A 16,964-nucleotide genomic window follows, 5' to 3' on the forward strand; every position below is an offset into this window, starting at 1 on the left:
GCCGCGGCAAAGAAAGGAGGTGCCGCCCCGCACAGGGGCAACGCCCGCGCCGCGAGGCGCTATCGCGGATGCCAGCGGTGGCGGCAAAAACAAACGGCAATCGCGGATGCCAGCGATAGCGGCAAAACAAACGCCAGCGACAGCGGCAAATCAAACCGCCAGCGACAGCGGCAAAACACAAACCGCACCGCGAACGCCCGCCAAGGGCAAAATAAGCACAACAACCAGCAAGGAGACGCAAATGCCCACAGCAATCAGCCGCTACCCGATCCCCACCCCGGGCGAATGGCCCGACGACATCCGCGCCCGCATTCTCGAAGTGCAGAACAAGGCCGGCTTCGTTCCGAACGTATTCCTGACCCTCGCGCACAGGCCCGATGAGTTCCGCGCGTTCTTCGCCTACCACGACGCCCTGATGCTCAAAGAAGGCGGCCTCACCAAAGGCGAACGCGAAATGATCGTCGTCGCGACGAGCGCCGTGAACGACTGCCTCTACTGCGTCGTCGCGCACGGCGCAATCCTTCGCATCTACGAAAAGCAGCCGTTGCTCGCGGACCAGATCGCCGTCAATCATCGCAAGGCCGATATCACGCCGCGCCAGAAAGCGATGCTCGATTTCGCGCTGAAAGTGTGCCGCGACTCCGCATCCGTCAACGAGGACGACTTCGACACGCTGCGCAGCCACAGTTTCAACGATGCCGACATCTGGGATATCGCCGCGATCACCGCATTCTTCAGCCTGTCGAACCGGATGGCGAATGTGATCTCGATGCGGCCCAACGACGAGTTCTATCTGATGGGTCGCCTTCCGCGTGAATGACGCATGAATGACGCGTGAATGACGCATGAATGACGCGTGAATGACACGCGCGCCGCGCGCAACCAGCGCGCTACGGCTCCAGCGCCCGCGAGCGCGGCGCAAGCGGCGACGACATCAGCTTCTCCAGCGACATCGGCCGTGCAAGGTGGTAGCCCTGCCCGTGCGCCGCGCCGATCGTGCGCAGCAGTTCGAGCGTCGGCTGGTCTTCGATGCCCTCGGCGACCACCGTCAGCTCCAGCGATTCCGCCATCCGCACGATCGCGCGCACGATCGCGCGGCTGCGCGCGCTACCCGTCAATTCGAGCACGAACGACTTGTCGATCTTCAAGCCGCTAAAGCGGTACTGATGCACATAGCTCAACGACGAAAAGCCCGTGCCGAAATCGTCGAGCACGACGCACATGCCGTTGTCCGCGAGACTTTGCATCGTGTTGCGCGCAAGATCGGGCTCGGCGACGAGCGCGCCCTCCGTCAGTTCCAGCGAAATGCGCGACGGGTGCACGCCATAGCGCTTGAGCAATTCGAGCAGATCGTCCGCGAACTCCGGCCGTGTGATGCTGTAGCTCGACAGATTCACCTGCACGGGCGGCCAGTCGCGATGCTCAGGCTGCGCGAGTATCTCGGCCACGCGCGTGAGCATGTACATGTCGAGCCGGCCAATCAGCTTGAGTCCTTCCACAGCGGGTAAAAAGCGCCCCGGCGCCCACGTCTCGCCATTGGGCTGCCGCCAGCGGATCAGCGCCTCCAGCGCAACGAGCGCGCCGCTATCGATATCGACGATCGGCTGAAAATACGGCACCAGTTCGTCGTCGCGCTTGAGCGCGTTGCGCAGCGCGCCTTCCGTTTCGATCTGGTCCGACAGTTCGCGCCGCATCTGCTGGTTGAACACGGCGAAGCTGTCGCGCCCCCGATTCTTCACGCGGTACATCGCGGCATCGGCATCGCGCAGCAGGTCGGCGGGCTTCAGGTGAAACGCGCTGTCCGCGCTCACCACGCCGACGCTGCACGACGTGAACACCGTATGCTCGCCGATGTTGAATGGCGTATCGAACGCCGAAAGGATGCGTTCCGCGAGCGACAACACGGTTTGCAGGCCCGCGCCGGGCACGACGACGGCGAACTCGTCGCCGCCCAGCCGCGCGAGCAGATCGTCGCGCCGCAGGCCTTCGCGCAGCCGCCTCGCCACTTCGACGAGCAGCGCATCGCCGAACAGATGGCCGAGGCTGTCGTTGACGACCTTGAAGCGGTCGAGGTCGATGAACAGCACGGAAAGCGGCTCGCCGCGCTCGCTATAGCGATGCCACGCCGCTTCGAGCCGCTCGTACAGATGCGTGCGGTTCGGCAGGCCCGTCAACGCGTCATGATAGTTCTCGTGCAGAAGGCGCGCGTTGGCCTCGTCGAGTTCCTGCGTGCGCGCAAGCACGCGCGCTTCGAGTTCGAGATTGGCCGCATGCTGCGCTTCCGCGACGCGCCGCCGCGACAGCGCCGTGTCGATATGGCGCGACACGAAGGTCAGCAACTCCTGATCGCGCCTGTCGTAACGCACGCTCGACGTATAGCTCTGCACGACCAGCACGCCGCGCACCACGTCGCCGTCGAAGAGCGGCACGCCGAGCCACGAGCGCAAGCGGATGTTCTCGCTGTCGAACTTGATCTCGCCGGATTCGACGAGGCGCACGGCGTCGTCGGTATCGAGCAGACACGGCATGCGCTGACGGATCACGTACTCGGTCAGCCCGCGAATGCGGCGGCGCGGCGCGGGCACGTCGCTCTGCGTCTCGTCGATGTAATACGGAAAAGACACTTCCGCCGTGGCGGGATCGAATAGCGCGATATAGAAATTCTTCGCGTAAAGCAGGCCGCCCACGATCTCATGCAGGCTGCGAAAGAACTTGCCGATATCGACCGACTGACTCGACAGTTCCGCGATTTCGAACAGCGCGGCCTGCAAATGCTGCGCACGCTCGCGTTCGGCGATTTCCGCGCGCAGTGTATCGTTCAGGCGCGACAACTCGGCCGTGCGCCGCGCAACCTCGGCTTCGAGGCCGACGCGGTGCAGAATGCGGTCGAGCGCCATCGCCACGTGCCGCGCGACGACGAGAAAGAGCGCGCGGTCCTCGGCGCTATAGATGCGCGATGCGTCGTAGACCTGCATCGTCACCATGCCGAACACTTCGTCCGACGCGTTCTTCAGCGGCGCGCCCATCCAGAACTTCGGCCGATGCCCGACGCAGTGGAAGCGCCCCAGCTCGGCCGCTTCGAGAATGCCCTTCTCGTCGATCAGCAGCGGCTGGCCCGTGGTCAGCACATAGCCCGTCAGCGACAGGCGCTCCCGATCGACCATGTCCATGTGATCCGTATCGACGGCCTCGGAGTCGATCAGATCGATGTAGTACGGGTACGTGACAGCGCCCGTTTCTCGGTCATAGAGCGCGAGATAGAAGTTCTCCGCGTCGATCAGCGTGCCGAGACGCTGATGGATGGCCTGCAGGAATTCACCTCGCTCGCTGATCGAACTGGCGAGATACGCGATGTCGTACAGCACCCGCTGCACGTTTTGCGCGCGCACCAGCGCATCGGCCTGCATCTGCTCGCCGATCGCGCGCGCGAGCGCGGCAAGCCGCGCGTCCGACGCGGATGTCGCGGGCGCGAGCAACCAGCCGAGCGCGAACTCGCTGCGGCCCGTGGGCCACACGAACCAGCCGTACTCGACACACGCGTCGTGCAGCATCGCGGGCACGATCATGCGCGGCCACTCGAACCGCGTTGCGCCTTCGCGCACGAGTTCGAGCTGCTGGCCCGCGCGATACCACGCCCACGGCACGCCGAGTGCCTCCACCGCGCGTGCCGCCTCGTCGATCGATTGCGTTCCCGTCTCGCTTGCCGACAGATCGGCATTCCACATAAGTCAGCCCCTGCGCCGTCTCTGGTTGTTTTCATCCTTGTCCTGCTATATCGACTCGACGGGCAACAAACTTGATGTATCTGGCCCTGCAAAAAACCCCTTCAGATAACGAGCAAACGTTTGCCTCGACGTTTGGCTGATTCGGTTTTGTCCGGATTGCTGCGGAACGGCACTTGCTGTTTGCTGGCATCCGCGCCGTTTAAGCGACGGTCTTTTTCGGTCCGCTCGCGCGGCACCGGTTCGAGGAGCAGACATGCAAGCACATACGAGGGACACAGTGCACGCCGAGGCGTTCAGGCTGAGCCCGCGCGACTGGGTGCCGAACAACGGGCACTTGCCCGTCATCCTGTATCGGGACGTGCTGGTCAGCAAAAGCGGCGGCGGCAGCCGCGCCGATGCGTTCGAAGCGATATTCACGCGCAACGGCTGGCCGCCGAAATGGCGCAACAGCATTTTCGACTACCACCACTTTCACTCGTCGGCGCATGAAGTGCTCGCCGTTGCGGCGGGCACGGCGGATGTGATCGTCGGCGGCCCGGGCGGCCGCGTCGTGCATATGGAAACGGGCGACGTGATCCTGCTGCCGGCGGGCACGGGGCACTGCCTTGCGTCGTCGAGCGGGCCGCTTTGCGTCATCGGCGCGTATCCGCCGGGGCAGCAATGGGACATCCGCCGCGACGCGTTGAACGACGACGAGCGCCGCGCGATGGAAGCCCTGCCGTTTCCGCACAGCGACCCGGTGCTCGGCGCGCGCGGTCCATTGACGGACAAGTGGCTCAACGCCGCTTGAACGCCGCCCGATCTCCGCTTGAACGTCCCATGAGCGCCCCTTGAGAGCCCGGCGCGCGGCGCGTTTTTCCGATGCGGCGCAAGAGCCGTCAGTGCTGCAGGCCCCAGCGCCGCACGGTGATGCGCTCAAGCGTATCGAACACCAGATGCTCGACAAGCAGGCCGATCGCGATCACTGCGGCAAGGCCCGCGAATACGCGGTCGGTGTAAAGCTCATTGCGGTTCTGGAAGATGTACCAGCCGAGCCCGCCATTGCCGCTGCTCGCACCGAACACGAGCTCGGCTGCGATCAGCGTGCGCCATGCGAATGCCCAGCCGACGCGCAGCCCCGCAAGAATCGACGGCAGCGCGGCGGGCACGAGAATCAGCACGACATGGCGCAAGCCCGTCAGCCCATAGTTGCGGCCCGCCATCCGCAGCGTCGCGGGCACGGCGCGAAAACCGGCATACGTGTTGAGCGCGAGCGGCCACAGCACCGCATGCACGAGCACGAACAGCAGGCTTCCCGTGCCGAGGCCGAACCACAGCAGCGCGAGCGGCAGCAGCGCGATCGACGGCAGCGGATTGAACATCGCGGTCAGCATCGACAGCAGATCGCGGCCGATGCGCGTCGATACCGCGAGCGATGTCAGCACAAACGCAAGCGCGACACCGAGCAGATAGCCGCGCAGCAGCACCGACATCGACACGGCCGTCTTCTGCAGCAGCTCGCCTGACGCGATCCCGTGCACGAATGCGGCGAACGTTGCGCCGAAAGTCGGCAGCAGCAGATCGTTGTCGATCGCGCGCGCGGCGATTTCCCACGCGGCGATCAGCACGAACGCAATGATCGTCTTGCTGAGCCAGGACTGATTCGCAAGACGCCGCGCCAGCGGCAGCGGCGCTTCGACGGCGAGATCGCCGACGGGCTCGAGCGGCCGCTCGAATTCGGCGCGCACGGGTGGCAACAGGCTGGAAGGCGTGCTCATCGGACGGACTCCGTTTCCTCGAATAGCAAGCGGTGAATACGCGCGACGCTATGCTGAAAGTCGCTGCGGCGCAGGCTGTCCTGTGTGTATTGATGGCTGTTGAGCTCCGCGCGCACGCGGCCCGGATGCGGCGACAACAGCAAAATGCGGCTGCCGACGATCAGCGCTTCCTCGATCGAATGCGTCACGAACAACAGCGTGAAACGCACTTCTTCCCACAGACGCAGCAGTTCTTCCTGCATCTTGCGGCGGGTCAGCGCGTCGAGTGCGGCGAACGGCTCGTCCATCAGCAATACGCGAGGCTGCATTGCGAGCGCGCGCGCAATCGCGACCCGCTGCTTCATGCCGCCCGACAGCGTATGCGGATACGCATCGGCGAACGATGCAAGGCCGACCTTGTCGAGATAGTGCAGCGCGCGCTCCTTTGCCTCGGCGCGGCTCAGCTTCTTCGCGGCACGCAACGGGAACGCGATGTTCTCCAGCACGGTCTTCCACGGCGGCAACTGGTCGAACTCCTGGAACACGACGATGCGGTCCGCGCCGGGCTCGCGTATCGTTTCTCCGTCGAGCGTGATCGTGCCCGAGACAGGCTTGATGAATCCGCCGACGGCCTTCAGCAACGTCGACTTGCCGCATCCTGACGGCCCCAGCAGCACGAAGCGGTCGCCACCGTACACGTCGAAGCTGACGTCGTGCGTCGCCCGCACGACGCGCTCGCGCGTGCGGTATTCGAGGCTCACGCGATCGACGGCGAGCAGCCGGCTCGAATGCAGGACTGCCTGACTTGCTGCGCCGTTTGCGGACTGCTCGGGGAAAAGCACGGAAGGATTCGCGACCATCAGCGCGCTCCTTGAAGTTGTACTGCTTGCAAATTGGCTTTCACGATCACGACACCGCATGGGCAAAACGACAACATAAGGCGAGCGGGCGCGCACACCAACCAATGAATGCGCATATTCAAAACAGCATGACGCATAAGCGTCGTAAATCGCGCGATGGCGACCCTGCATCGCTCTTTTCGTGCCGCTCGCGCATTGCAGTGTCTGTCGCACCCGAAGCAGAAAACCCGCTGAAACAGCGGGTTTTCATGGTGTTCATGCAATGCGCGATCAACTGCCCGCGGCAGTCGCCGGGTCATCGAAGAAGTAGTCTTTCCACGACTTCGGCTCGTTGCGGATCACGCCGACGCGGTACATGAACTGCGCAAGCGCGAAAGTATTTTGCGGCGCGACCTTGAATTGCACTTGCGGGTCCTGGATCACCGACAGCAGCAAGTTGCGGTCCGTCTTCGCCTGATTGACGCGGATATAGATGTCGGCTGCCGCTTGCGGATTCGATGTCACGAAGCGCGCGGCATCGGCGAGTCCATTGACGAACGCGCGATACGTCCTCGGGTTCTCGTTGCGGAACTTCTCCGTCGCATAGAGCACAGTGGCCGAACTCGGCCCGCCCAGCACGTCGTATGAATTCAGCACGATATGCGCCTTTGGATTCGCAGCGAGTTCCTGCTCCTGAAACGGCGGATTGCCGAAATGCCCGGTGATTTCAGTGCCGCCCGCAATGATGGCCGCGGCAGCGTCGGGATGCGGAACGGCCTGCGTGAGCCTGTCGAGGCGGTTGTACTCCTTGTCGCCCCAACGTTTCGCGGCCGCGAACTGCAATACGCGCGACTGCACCGACACTGTGACGGCAGGCAGCGCAATGCGGTCCTTGTCGGTGAAGTCGGCAATGGTCTTCACGTTCGGGTTGTTCGACACGAGGTAGTACGGCAGATTGCCGAGCGATGCGACGCCCTTCACGTTCTGCTTGCCGTGCGTGCGATCCCATACGGTGAGCAGCGGTCCGACGCCCGCGCCGGCAATATCGATCGAACCTGACAGCAGCGCATCGTTGACGGCGGAGCCACCCGAGAGCTTCACCCAATCGACCTTGACGTCGAGTCCTTCCTTGCGCGCTTCCTTTTCGATGAACTGCTGGTCGCGTGCGACGTTCAACAGCAGATACACGATGCCGAACTGTTCGGCGACGCGGATGTGGCCTTCGGCGCGTGCTTCATGCGATGTGCCAAGCGCCGCGCCGAGCGACAACACGAGCGCCGCCGAAACGAACCGGCGGGCAAAAGACGGCCGCGCCGCGGCCGGGCGAAATAGAAACGGCATCGGAACTCCGAATGTCAATAACGGGAATGAACGCAATACGGGAGCGCGCTTAGAACGGCGCGTCGCCTTCGATCGTCGTGCGATACATCTTGCGGCGCAAATGATCGGGCGTGCCGGCGGCGAGATGCATCAGCGACCGGTTGTCCCAGAACACAAGGTCGTGCTCCGCCCAATGATGACGGTAGATATGTTCGTCGCGAACGCTGTGCGCAAAGAGTGCTGCGAGCAATTCGCGGCTCTCGTCCTCGGGCAAGCCGACGATATGCGTGGTGAAATGCTCGCTCACGAAGAGCGCCTTGCGGCCGGTCTCAGGATGCGTGCGCACGATGGGATGCACGACGGGCTTCACTTCCGCGATCTGCTCGGCCGTCAGATCTGGCCGCCACGGATTGCGCTTTTGCAGCTCCGCGTATTTCGCGAGATACGTGTGCTCCGCCTTGCGTCCTTCGACTGCCTTCTGCAAATGCGCGGGCAACGTGTCCCACGCCAGATGCATGTTTGCAAACAACGTATCGCCGCCTTCGGACGGCAGCTCCTGCGCGTGCAGCAGCGAGCCGAGACTCGGCTTGTCCTTGTACGACAGATCCGAATGCCAGAAGTGGCCGGCGTCGCCGAGCCCGATCGGCTGGCCGTTCTCGCGGATGTTCGAGACGATAAGCAGTTCCGGATAGCCGGGCAACTGGAACTGGTGCAGCACGTGAATCTGCAGCGGCCCGAAACGGCGGCTGAATGCGATATGTTGCTCGGGCGTGATGCGCTGATCGCGGAACACGAGCACGTGATAGTCGAGATGCGCGCGATGAATGCGCGCGAAATCGTCGTCGGCGAGCGGCTGGTTCAGATCGAGTCCGAGTACTTCCGCGCCGACGGGTGCATCGAACGGAACGATCCGCAGCGGCGCGCGCGCGGCGGATTGCGCGCCCGGCGCGGTGCCGGGAATGGATGGTGCAATGATTGTCACGCTGAATGTTCTTTGTAGGGTTGCGACGATAAGATGAATCTACGGCCAGTGATTCGGGCCGTCAACGAAGCAAATCCCATACACATATCTGCTTTGACGATAAACGGCTGGCTAGCCTGGACAGCCGCGCCGTCGCGTGCCGCGCAGCGATTTGCGCGACGCGCTCGCAACTTGCACAGCGCGCCTTTCGCGGTGCGGATGCGCGTGGTGGAGAATGGATAACCAGCGCACAGACGTTCGCTGACGTGCATGACAAGTTCGGGCTAACATCCGTTACCGGCCTTCGCCGGACGAGGGTCTCGCGCCAGTGCCATGACAAAGGACTTCATCCATTCGATTGCCGTGCTGACAGCGGTGGGAACGGGACTCTGTTCATCGGGTGCGTTGGCGCTCGATCTCGACGGGCAACTCGTTTGCAAAACGGACGCGCACACGTTCATTCAACCGCTGGTCGACGATCAATACATCGATCCGGATCCGATGCGCGTCGAAGCCAATTCCGTCAACGCATTCCGTCCGAAGCACGGACGCGATCTCACCGCGTTCGGTTTTCATGTATATGCCGTGCTCGGTTATCAGCGTGACGACGCAATGTTCAGACAAGGCACCGGCAAGGTGGAAGCCGATTCGATCTATGGCGTCGTCGTGTCGGGCCCGTCCGAGTCGGTGCGCTTGCGCGTGCAGCAATCGGGCAGCGAAGCGACCGTCAAACAGGTATTGCCATTCATTCTCACGGCCATCGTGTGCAGCGCCGGCTAGGACGGTCGTAATTCGTCCAGTTGGTGCATGGGTGCCATCAAACGGCCATCTAACAGCCGCTAATCTTTCTCACGCATTTCACGGGCAGCGGGCGGATCGCGCGCCGCGTGATGCGGTGACCGCTTTAGCGATTGTTTCGATTTGATGACGCATTACCTCGACTCCACGCAAGAGTCTCCTCCAGCAACACTTCGTCCAATCGAACCCCGCGTTTCCTATACTCGCCAGGCTGTTTTTTTACTCACTGTCTGGAATAGCTGGAGCAAAACCATGAAAAAAATCCCCGCCGCCGTTGCAGTGCTCGGTGCCCTCGCCGCATCGCCTGCTCACGCGCAAAGCTCGGTCACGCTGTACGGCATCATCGACGCGGGTCTCATGTACACCAATAACGTGCAGAAGAGCGGCACGAGCGGCGCGCTGTGGCAAGCGACGAGCGGCACCATCAACGGCAGCCGCTTCGGTCTGCGCGGCGCCGAAGATCTGGGCGGCGGCTACAAGGCGATCTTCGTGCTCGAAAACGGCTTCAACGTGCAGAACGGTTCGCTCGGCCAGCACAGCCGTCTGTTCGGCCGTCAGGCGTATGTGGGCCTCGGCAGCAGCACGTACGGCACGCTCACGCTCGGCCGCCAGTACGACTCGCTCGTCGACTACGTCGCGCCGCTGTCGGGCACGGCAGGCACGTTCGGCGACACCGGCTTTGCGCACCCGTTCGACAACGACAACCTGAACCACTCGATCCGGATGAGCAATGCCGTGAAGTACGCGAGCAACAACTACGCGGGCTTCAAGTTCGGCGCGTTGTACGCGTTCTCGAACAGCACGGACTTCGCGATGAACCGCGCTTACAGCGCGGGCGCGAGCTACCAGTGGGGCCCGTTGAACGTCGCGGCCGGCTATCTGCAGATCAATGGCTCGAACAGCACGACGAACACGGGCGGCGCGATCGACACGGCTGAATCGGCAGCGAACGGCATTGGCGGCTTCCAGGTCGGCGCCGACGTCGAGCGCGTGTTCGGCGCAGGCATCAACTACGCGTTCGGCCCCGCAGTGGTCGGCTTCGTGTACACGAACAGCCACTATCAAGGTTCGAAGGCGTTCGGCATGACCAGCGGCTCGATGCACTTCGACAACTACGAACTGAACGCCAAGTATGCGTTCACGCCCGCGATCTCGTTCGGCCTGACGGACACGTATACGGACGGCCACATCAGCGGCTCGCCGACGTTCGGCTCCGATCCGAAGTTCAATCAGGTCAACGCGCAGGCAATCTACGCGTTCTCGAAGCGCACGGACGTGTACGCCGAAGCAATGTATCAGCACGCGATCGGCCACGGTTACGTCGCGTTCGTCAACACGTCGGGCGGCGCTTCGTCGACGGCGAACCAGGTCGTCGCGACGATCGGCATGCGTCACCGCTTCTAAGCGGCGCCCGCTCCATTTCCGGACTCGCGTTTTTGAAGCCCGCCGCAACTCATGCGGCGGGCTTTTTTGCACGTGTTTTTCGCGGGTTGTTGGCATCCTTCCGCCGGATAGAAAGGTTCCTTTCAGCGTCCCCGGTATTTCCGGGCGCGGGCGATCCGTAGACTCCTTTTGCCGGCTCATCCAGTACGCCAGCATGATTCGAATCGCCATTGGGAGAACGTCTTGAAGTCCACTGTTGGCGCCGCCGTCGCCACGCTGAGCGCCGCATTGCTCGCCGCCGCGCCCGCCCTCGCACACGCGCAGGAACTCAGTACCCGACTCACGCGCGCGCAGGTGCGCCAGGAACTGATCGATCTCCAGTCGGTCGGGTACAGTCCGGCCGTCGGCGAGGATGTCACCTATCCCGCGAAGGCACAGGCCGCGATGGAGCGGCTCGAAGCCAGACGCGCCGCCGAGTCGGCCTATGGCGCCGGCGTGTCGGGATCGTCGCAGGCCGGCGCGGGCCGCCCAGCGGCGCAATGATCGGCGCTTCTGCGCAGGCGGCATCGCGCCGCGCGCCGCACGCGCATGAAGTGAAACGACGCGCGCCGCGCCTGCCCGCGTGATGTGAAACGATGCGCGCCCTCATTGCTGTGCCCGAGCGGCCCGCCGCAGAAAATGCTTGCGATGACTCCGTTGTTCGAAAGATGTGCCGCACTGCACCCCTTTCACGCGTCATTACTCGCCAGTTCACGCTGCCGTCGGGCGCTCGGCCGCCCGGCGGCACGCTTGTTTAGACGTCAAAACAACGTTTTAGACCGCGAACTCGGTCCCGCTTTGTGCATCGCACCATGATTTTGGCTATAGTGGTGGATGGAGATGTCCTTCGCGCATGCGAAGGCGCTAATCATTGACGGATAGTCCGCCCAAGCGGACACCAGCCCGCCGCAGCCGTCAGGCCCGCGGTGCACAGGCGAGGAGAAGTCACGATGTTCGATGCCGAAATCGCCGCAAAACTGCTGAACCGGTGGACGCTCAAGCCGCCCGCCGCGCAACACGATACGTACCTGGACCTGCTGCGCGAAGGAAACCTCAACTTCACGCATCAATTGGGCAATGTGACGTCAGGAGGCGTCGCTGCCGAAAGTCTCTTCGATCTCGAATCGTTGGTATTCGCCGACGGGTCGCGCGCGCTGCGCCTGAGGACATCGGGCGCCACGCCGGAATGGACCCAATGGGCGGCATTCGAGCCACCCGTTTCGAACACGGCAAGCGCGCCGTTCTCCGACACGTCCGCCGACACGGCTTACACGCTCGAAGCGCCCGAACGCTGATTTACGCGCCCGCCGCCTCGCCGGCGGCCTTTCTTATCCGCTCGATGAGCGCCATCGCGGCTGCGGGGTTGTGCGCCTTGTGTCCGCTGATGACATAGAGATAGACGTCGCGCTCCTTCTTCGGCGCGGGGCCGCCATACGTGTCGAGGCCTTCTGGCATGCCGCCCGATGCCCACACTTGCGCGCGCTCGACCCATTCATCGAGCGCCTTCTTTGCATACCCGAGCGGATGCGCCTCTTGCGTGCCCATGATGCGCGCGTAGACGAACGACGCGGTCGGATCGGCGATCTGCGGATACTTCGAGTCGCCCGCGACGACGATCGCGACATCGTGCTTGCGCGCGAGCGCGACGAACGCTTCGTTGCAGAAGCTCTCGTGCCGCACTTCGACGGCGTGGCGCAGTTGCTGTCCATCGGCCTGCGCGGGCAGCAGTTCGAGGAAGCTGCCGAAGTCGTCGGCATCGAACTGTTTGGTCGGCGGGAATTGCCAGTTGATCGGGCCGAGCTTGTTCTTCAATTCGAGCACGCCGCTCGCGACAAAGCGCTCGATGGAATCGCGCGCTTGCGCGAGCTCGCGACGATGGGTCGCGTAGCGTGGCGCCTTCAACGCGAACACGAAGTCGTCAGGTGTCTCGTCGCGCCACTTGACGAAGCTCGCGGGCTTTTGCGAGCCGTAGAACGTGCCGTTGATTTCGATGGTCGTGAGTTGCCGGCTCGCGTATTCGAGTTCGCGTTTCTGCGTGAGCCCTTCCGGGTAAAACACGCCGCGCCACGGCTCGAAAGTCCAGCCGCCAACCCCGACGCGAATATGCGTTGCTTTTGCCGTCTTCTTTCGAGTGGCCATGTTCGACGCCTTTGCGCACGTGCGCGTGAGCCATGCAAAAGCACAGCATAGACGATCGAAGCCGTTCTTTGCGCCATCGTGGCGGCAAGGCGCCCGAAGTATGACCGGGCGTCAAGCACATTGCAGGCGATTCGCGCCCGCCGGCGAACGCTCAGAACACCGAGCGCACGACGCCGCCATCCGCGCGCAACGCCGCGCCATTGGTCGCCGACGACAATTCCGAGCACACATACACGACCATGTTCGCCACCTCTTCAGGCGTCGTGAAGCGCTTGAGGAGCGAGCTGGGCCGTGCTTGCTCGAAGAACTGCTTCTCGAACGCCTCGAAGCTCTGCCCGCCCGAGAGCTTCGCGACGAACTCCTCGACGCCGTCCGAACTAGTCGGCCCCGGCAACACTGAGTTGACCGTCACGGCCGTGCCCGTGCACGTTTCGGCAAGGCCGCGCGACAATGCGAGCTGCGCGGTCTTGGTCATCCCGTAATGAATCATCTCGGTCGGAATCTGGATGCCGCTTTCGCTGCTGATGAACACGACGCGCCCCCAGTTCTTTTTCTTCATGCCGGGCAGATACGCGCGCGATAGCTGCACGCCCGACAACACATTCACGTTGAAGAAGCGCGTCCATTCTTCGTTGGAAATCTCTTCGAACGGCTTTGGATCGAAGATGCCCATGTTGTTCACGAGAATGTCGACATGCGGCACACGTTCGATCAGCCGTGCAACCTGCGCCGGGTCCGAGACATCGCCCGCAAAGCCATCGACGGTTGCATCGGGCACTTGCGCGCGCAGCGTCGCGATCGCCTGATCGACCGATTGCTGCGAGCGGCCATTGACGATCACGTGCGCGCCCTCGCGCGCGAGTCCAACGGCGATTGCGTGGCCGATGCCTTTGGTCGAGCCCGACACGAACGCGAGCTTGTTGCGAATCTTGAGGTCCATCTCGGTTCCTTTAAGATCGCGCGGGAAAACACATCGCGGCCAGGTCGCGCGCGATCCCGCATTGAGTAACGGTATTCGCGAGTGTAGAACCGCAAAAGAATTCGTGCAGTCGGCGGGTCGAAAGATGCGTGCGGCGCACACCGCGGTCGTTTCCAGGTCTGCGAAACGCGCGTGGTCCGTCGTCTTGCGCCGCGTTGCAAAGCAGCCGCAGTTGCCGGCACGAACTCATGAACGGGACTGGCATCGCGCGGGCGGCCGCTCGGACGGCATCATGCTGACGTACCACTCGTCACTGTTCTACCGTGCGCGGCATCTACGACGAACGGCGCAATGCAGATGACCGCATGACCAACGTGTTCACGAGCTCGCGCGAGTAATTTGTCGGCACGAATGTGCGCGTGTCAAAAGTGAAGATTCAGCGCGCGTATACGCGCTTCCCGGCGCCCGACACGCCCACGGGTCTCGCCGATAGCGCCGACTTCTACTGGCTCGGCGCAACGTGGGACGCGACGCATCGATTCGCAGTGACGGCCGCGACGTTCCATGTGCATGGGGGGCGAAGGCGCGGGCGATGCGTCGCACGACCCCGCGGGACATGCGGCGATGTTCTTGCGCGGCTCCACCTATAACCTGAGCCAGCGCACGTTCGGCACGTTCGAATGCGGCACGATTCGCATATGTGCGCAATAGGCCAGTCGAACTTCTCTCTGCCCGCGACCTCGCGCGACGCGACGGGAAGTGCGAACACGAACCCGTCGCCCGGCGAATCGCAAACGGGCGCGTATGTCGGCCTGATGCATATCTTCCGATCGGGCGCGCGGCGGCGCGCTCGCTGTCGAAATAGCGCGATGTCCGCACGCATTTCGCTTCAGCAGCGCTCTCATGCCAGAGCCGGAATGGCTGGGTCGTCACGCGATTCGAGTCGTACTTCGGTACGCTGCGCTCGACCGCTATGCCGCCTTCACGCTCGGCGCCGCCTGCGGCGTGGTGCCAGCAGCAGGCGCCACGTCCTTGTGCTGCGCGATCTGCTCGCGCAGCTTGATCAGCGCAAGCACGGTGTCGATGGTCGGCGTCTGATGATCGACGAGGCGTCCCATCTCCTGAACGACAGTCAGCAACGGATCGATTTCCATCGGGCGTCCGGCTTCGAGGTCCTGCAGCATCGACGTCTTGTGCGCACCCACGGCGCCCGCGCCATCGATACGCCTTTCGACATCGACGCGGAAATGCACGCCGAAACGATCCGCCACGGCCTTCGCTTCGAGCATCATCGTCTTCGCGACAGCGCGTGTGCCCGCGTTGCTCGTGATGACATCGAGCGTCGCGTGAGTCAGCGCGCTAATCGGGTTGAAGCACAGATTGCCCCACAATTTCAGCCAGATTTCGTCGCGGATGTTGTCGCGAATGGGCGCTTCGAGCCCCGCCGCAACCATGATCTGCGAGAGCGCCTCGACACGCTGCGAGCGCGTGCCGTCGGGTTCGCCGATCGGAAACTTCTTGCCGTACACATGCTTGATGACACCCGGCTCGACGATCTCCGCAGCGGGATAAACGACGCAGCCGATCGCGCGCTGTGGCCCGAGCTTGTTCCATTGCGTGCCGCCCGGGTCGATGCTTTCGAGCGTCGTGCCCGCGAACTCCCCGCCGTGCTTGTAGAAGTACCAGTACGGTATGCCGTTGACGGCGGTAACGATCGCCGTGTCGGGCCCGAGCAGCGGCTGCATCGCATCGACGACGCCCGGTACCGAGTGCGCCTTCAGCGCGATGATCACATAGTCCTGCGGGCCCAGTTCGCGCGGGTCGGAAGAACAGCGCACGTTGACGACACGCTCCCCGCCGTCGATCAGCAGACGCACGCCGTTGCGCTGCATCGCGGCCAGATGCGGGCCGCGCGCGACGAAACTGACATCGGCACCCGCGAGGGCCAATTGCGCGCCGACGTATGCGCCAATCGCGCCGGCTCCATAAACACAGATCTTCATCTACCTGCTCCCATTCCAAGAAGTGATCAGTGAGATCGAGCCGGAGCGTCCCACGGACGCGGCGCGACAACGTCATCGTCGATTCATTGCCGACTCATTGGCGACTCATTGGCGATTGCGCGTCCGGCTCGTTTGCATGCACGGTGTATTCAGTGCGTGTTCATTGCCCGGCCGTCTCCAGCTGGCGCGAAGCCGTAAGCTGATTCGGCAGTGCGCCGATGCCGTCGATCGATACGACGACAGTGGAGCCGTCCTTGATCGAGCCGACACCGATCGACGTCCCGCACGCGATCACATCGCCTGGCATCAGCGTCATGTCGTGCGAGATCATGCTGACCTGCTCGGCCGGCGTGAAGATCATGTCCGAGAGCGGATAGTTCTGCCGCTCGACATCGTCCAGACGCGTCACGACGTTCGCGTTGCGCCAGTCGAATCCCTGTTCGATCACGGGTCCGATGCAGCTGAACGTATCGAAGCCCTTCGAGCGGCACCATTGCGCGAAATTCGGGTCTTCGTTCAGCAGGTCGACGGCCGTCACGTCGTTGATACAGGTATAGCCGAAAATGTAGCCGTCGGCTTCTTCGGGAGAAACATTCGCGCAGCGCTTGCCGATCACGATGCCGAGTTCTCCCTCGTAGGCGATCTTGCCGCTATAGCCTTTGGGACGGCGAATCGGCTCGCCGGGTCCGATCACCGACATCGGCGGCTTGATCAGAAACAGCGGATGCGATGGCGCCGCCTTGCCGAGCTTCTGCGACAGCGCGTGGAAATTGTTCCAGAGCGCCACGACCTTGGTCGGCAGGCAGGGGCTCAGCAACTCCACGTCGCCGAGCGCCCAATGTTTGTCGGTGGGAATCGCACCGCCGAACATCTCGCCGTCGAACTCGGCAATGCTGCCGTTATCGAGCACGCCGAAACCAATATTGCCCTGCGGCTGCCGAAAGCGTATCCACGATGTCATCGCGCTGTCTCCACAATTTTTTATCGACCGACACGGTGAATACGCCCGCGTCATGAGTTTCAATGTTCAGATCGCGCCGCACGCCCTGAGCGCTTCGATCTGCGCGGACGAATAGCCGAGTTCGGCCATCACTTCATCCGT

Annotated in this window: 15 protein-coding genes and 1 pseudogene; 7 read left to right on the top strand and 9 right to left on the bottom strand. The window is 63.1% G+C overall.

Annotation, left to right across the window (positions count from 1 at the left end; all coding sequences use genetic code 11):
* Positions 1–241 precede the first annotated feature (241 nt).
* Positions 242–820, top strand: a complete 579-nt coding sequence (locus J8I87_RS41120; protein ID WP_209938243.1) for a peroxidase-related enzyme — start codon at positions 242–244, stop codon at positions 818–820.
* Between the two features lie 70 nt (positions 821–890).
* On the opposite strand, the gene J8I87_RS41125 is transcribed toward J8I87_RS41120, so the two are convergent.
* Positions 891–3,725, bottom strand: a complete 2,835-nt coding sequence (locus J8I87_RS41125; RefSeq protein ID WP_209938225.1) for an EAL domain-containing protein — start codon at positions 3,723–3,725, stop codon at positions 891–893.
* Positions 3,726–3,978: 253 nt separating this feature from the next.
* Here J8I87_RS41125 and J8I87_RS41130 point away from each other — a divergent pair, with 253 nt between their 5' ends.
* On the top strand, positions 3,979–4,515 hold the full coding sequence (locus tag J8I87_RS41130) for a cupin domain-containing protein (protein ID WP_209938226.1): 537 nt from the start codon (positions 3,979–3,981) through the stop codon (positions 4,513–4,515).
* Positions 4,516–4,603: 88 nt separating this feature from the next.
* Here the strand turns inward: J8I87_RS41130 and J8I87_RS41135 are convergent, their stop codons facing one another.
* From J8I87_RS41135 to J8I87_RS41150, 4 genes are all read right to left on the bottom strand, one after another.
* Positions 4,604–5,482 carry an ABC transporter permease gene (locus J8I87_RS41135; protein ID WP_209938227.1) on the bottom strand — a complete coding sequence of 293 codons (879 nt, stop codon included), beginning with the start codon at positions 5,480–5,482 and terminating at the stop codon, positions 4,604–4,606.
* A complete protein-coding gene (locus tag J8I87_RS41140) occupies positions 5,479–6,321 on the bottom strand; it encodes an ABC transporter ATP-binding protein (RefSeq protein WP_209938229.1) in 843 nt (280 codons plus the stop codon). The genes J8I87_RS41135 and J8I87_RS41140 overlap by 4 nt, the downstream gene beginning before the upstream one ends.
* Positions 6,322–6,591: 270 nt before the next feature.
* Positions 6,592–7,641 carry an ABC transporter substrate-binding protein gene (locus tag J8I87_RS41145; RefSeq protein ID WP_209938230.1) on the bottom strand — a complete coding sequence of 350 codons (1,050 nt, stop codon included), beginning with the start codon at positions 7,639–7,641 and terminating at the stop codon, positions 6,592–6,594.
* Between the two features lie 49 nt (positions 7,642–7,690).
* Positions 7,691–8,581, bottom strand: coding sequence for a TauD/TfdA dioxygenase family protein (locus J8I87_RS41150; RefSeq protein ID WP_209938244.1), 891 nt, complete (start codon positions 8,579–8,581; stop codon positions 7,691–7,693).
* 333 nt (positions 8,582–8,914) lie between these two features.
* Between J8I87_RS41150 and J8I87_RS41155 the strand changes: the two genes are divergently transcribed.
* The 4 genes from J8I87_RS41155 to J8I87_RS41170 all read left to right on the top strand — a co-directional run bounded on the left by J8I87_RS41155 (position 8,915) and on the right by J8I87_RS41170 (position 12,096).
* A complete protein-coding gene (locus tag J8I87_RS41155; protein WP_209938232.1) occupies positions 8,915–9,361 on the top strand; it encodes a hypothetical protein in 447 nt (148 codons plus the stop codon).
* Between the two features lie 270 nt (positions 9,362–9,631).
* Positions 9,632–10,783, top strand: coding sequence for a porin (locus J8I87_RS41160; RefSeq protein WP_209938234.1), 1,152 nt, complete (start codon positions 9,632–9,634; stop codon positions 10,781–10,783).
* Positions 10,784–11,005: 222 nt separating this feature from the next.
* Entirely contained in the window at positions 11,006–11,305 is a 300-nt protein-coding gene (locus J8I87_RS41165; protein ID WP_209938236.1) for a DUF4148 domain-containing protein, read from the top strand.
* A gap of 446 nt (positions 11,306–11,751) precedes the next feature.
* On the top strand, positions 11,752–12,096 hold the full coding sequence (locus J8I87_RS41170) for a hypothetical protein (protein WP_209938237.1): 345 nt from the start codon (positions 11,752–11,754) through the stop codon (positions 12,094–12,096).
* A 1-nt stretch (position 12,097) separates the two neighbouring features.
* Here J8I87_RS41170 and J8I87_RS41175 read toward each other — a convergent pair whose 3' ends face one another.
* Complete coding sequence (locus J8I87_RS41175) at positions 12,098–12,940, bottom strand: DUF72 domain-containing protein (RefSeq protein ID WP_209938238.1); 843 nt, start codon at positions 12,938–12,940, stop codon at positions 12,098–12,100.
* Positions 12,941–13,091: 151 nt separating this feature from the next.
* On the bottom strand, positions 13,092–13,880 hold the full coding sequence (locus tag J8I87_RS41180) for an SDR family NAD(P)-dependent oxidoreductase (protein WP_209938239.1): 789 nt from the start codon (positions 13,878–13,880) through the stop codon (positions 13,092–13,094).
* A 253-nt stretch (positions 13,881–14,133) separates the two neighbouring features.
* Between J8I87_RS41180 and J8I87_RS45395 the strand changes: the two are divergent.
* Positions 14,134–14,686, top strand: a pseudogene (locus tag J8I87_RS45395) (porin); the annotation flags it as partial.
* Positions 14,687–14,830: 144 nt separating this feature from the next.
* On the opposite strand, the gene J8I87_RS41185 reads toward J8I87_RS45395, so the two are convergent.
* Positions 14,831–15,862: a 2-dehydropantoate 2-reductase gene (locus tag J8I87_RS41185; RefSeq protein ID WP_209938240.1), complete on the bottom strand. Its 1,032-nt coding sequence runs from the start codon at positions 15,860–15,862 to the stop codon at positions 14,831–14,833.
* A gap of 160 nt (positions 15,863–16,022) precedes the next feature.
* Positions 16,023–16,823 (bottom strand): fumarylacetoacetate hydrolase family protein, encoded by an 801-nt coding sequence (locus tag J8I87_RS41190; RefSeq protein WP_209938242.1) that lies wholly within the window; start codon positions 16,821–16,823, stop codon positions 16,023–16,025.
* Positions 16,824–16,964: the final 141 nt, after the last annotated feature.

Source organism: Paraburkholderia sp. LEh10, from assembly GCF_017814945.1.
Taxonomy (GTDB): Bacteria; Pseudomonadota; Gammaproteobacteria; order Burkholderiales; family Burkholderiaceae; genus Paraburkholderia.

What these genes read in the sequence shown, in the direction of transcription:
- J8I87_RS41120 (WP_209938243.1), top strand. Translation starts at nt 242, where the DNA reads ATGCCCACAGCAATCAGCCGCTACCCGATCCCCACCCCGGGCGAATGG.
- J8I87_RS41125 (WP_209938225.1), bottom strand. Translation starts at nt 3,725, where the DNA reads ATGTGGAATGCCGATCTGTCGGCAAGCGAGACGGGAACGCAATCGATC.
- J8I87_RS41130 (WP_209938226.1), top strand. Translation starts at nt 3,979, where the DNA reads ATGCAAGCACATACGAGGGACACAGTGCACGCCGAGGCGTTCAGGCTG.
- J8I87_RS41135 (WP_209938227.1), bottom strand. Translation starts at nt 5,482, where the DNA reads ATGAGCACGCCTTCCAGCCTGTTGCCACCCGTGCGCGCCGAATTCGAG.
- J8I87_RS41140 (WP_209938229.1), bottom strand. Translation starts at nt 6,321, where the DNA reads ATGGTCGCGAATCCTTCCGTGCTTTTCCCCGAGCAGTCCGCAAACGGC.
- J8I87_RS41145 (WP_209938230.1), bottom strand. Translation starts at nt 7,641, where the DNA reads ATGCCGTTTCTATTTCGCCCGGCCGCGGCGCGGCCGTCTTTTGCCCGC.
- J8I87_RS41155 (WP_209938232.1), top strand. Translation starts at nt 8,915, where the DNA reads ATGACAAAGGACTTCATCCATTCGATTGCCGTGCTGACAGCGGTGGGA.
- J8I87_RS41160 (WP_209938234.1), top strand. Translation starts at nt 9,632, where the DNA reads ATGAAAAAAATCCCCGCCGCCGTTGCAGTGCTCGGTGCCCTCGCCGCA.
- J8I87_RS41170 (WP_209938237.1), top strand. Translation starts at nt 11,752, where the DNA reads ATGTTCGATGCCGAAATCGCCGCAAAACTGCTGAACCGGTGGACGCTC.
- J8I87_RS41175 (WP_209938238.1), bottom strand. Translation starts at nt 12,940, where the DNA reads ATGGCCACTCGAAAGAAGACGGCAAAAGCAACGCATATTCGCGTCGGG.
- J8I87_RS41180 (WP_209938239.1), bottom strand. Translation starts at nt 13,880, where the DNA reads ATGGACCTCAAGATTCGCAACAAGCTCGCGTTCGTGTCGGGCTCGACC.
- J8I87_RS41185 (WP_209938240.1), bottom strand. Translation starts at nt 15,862, where the DNA reads ATGAAGATCTGTGTTTATGGAGCCGGCGCGATTGGCGCATACGTCGGC.
- J8I87_RS41190 (WP_209938242.1), bottom strand. Translation starts at nt 16,823, where the DNA reads ATGACATCGTGGATACGCTTTCGGCAGCCGCAGGGCAATATTGGTTTC.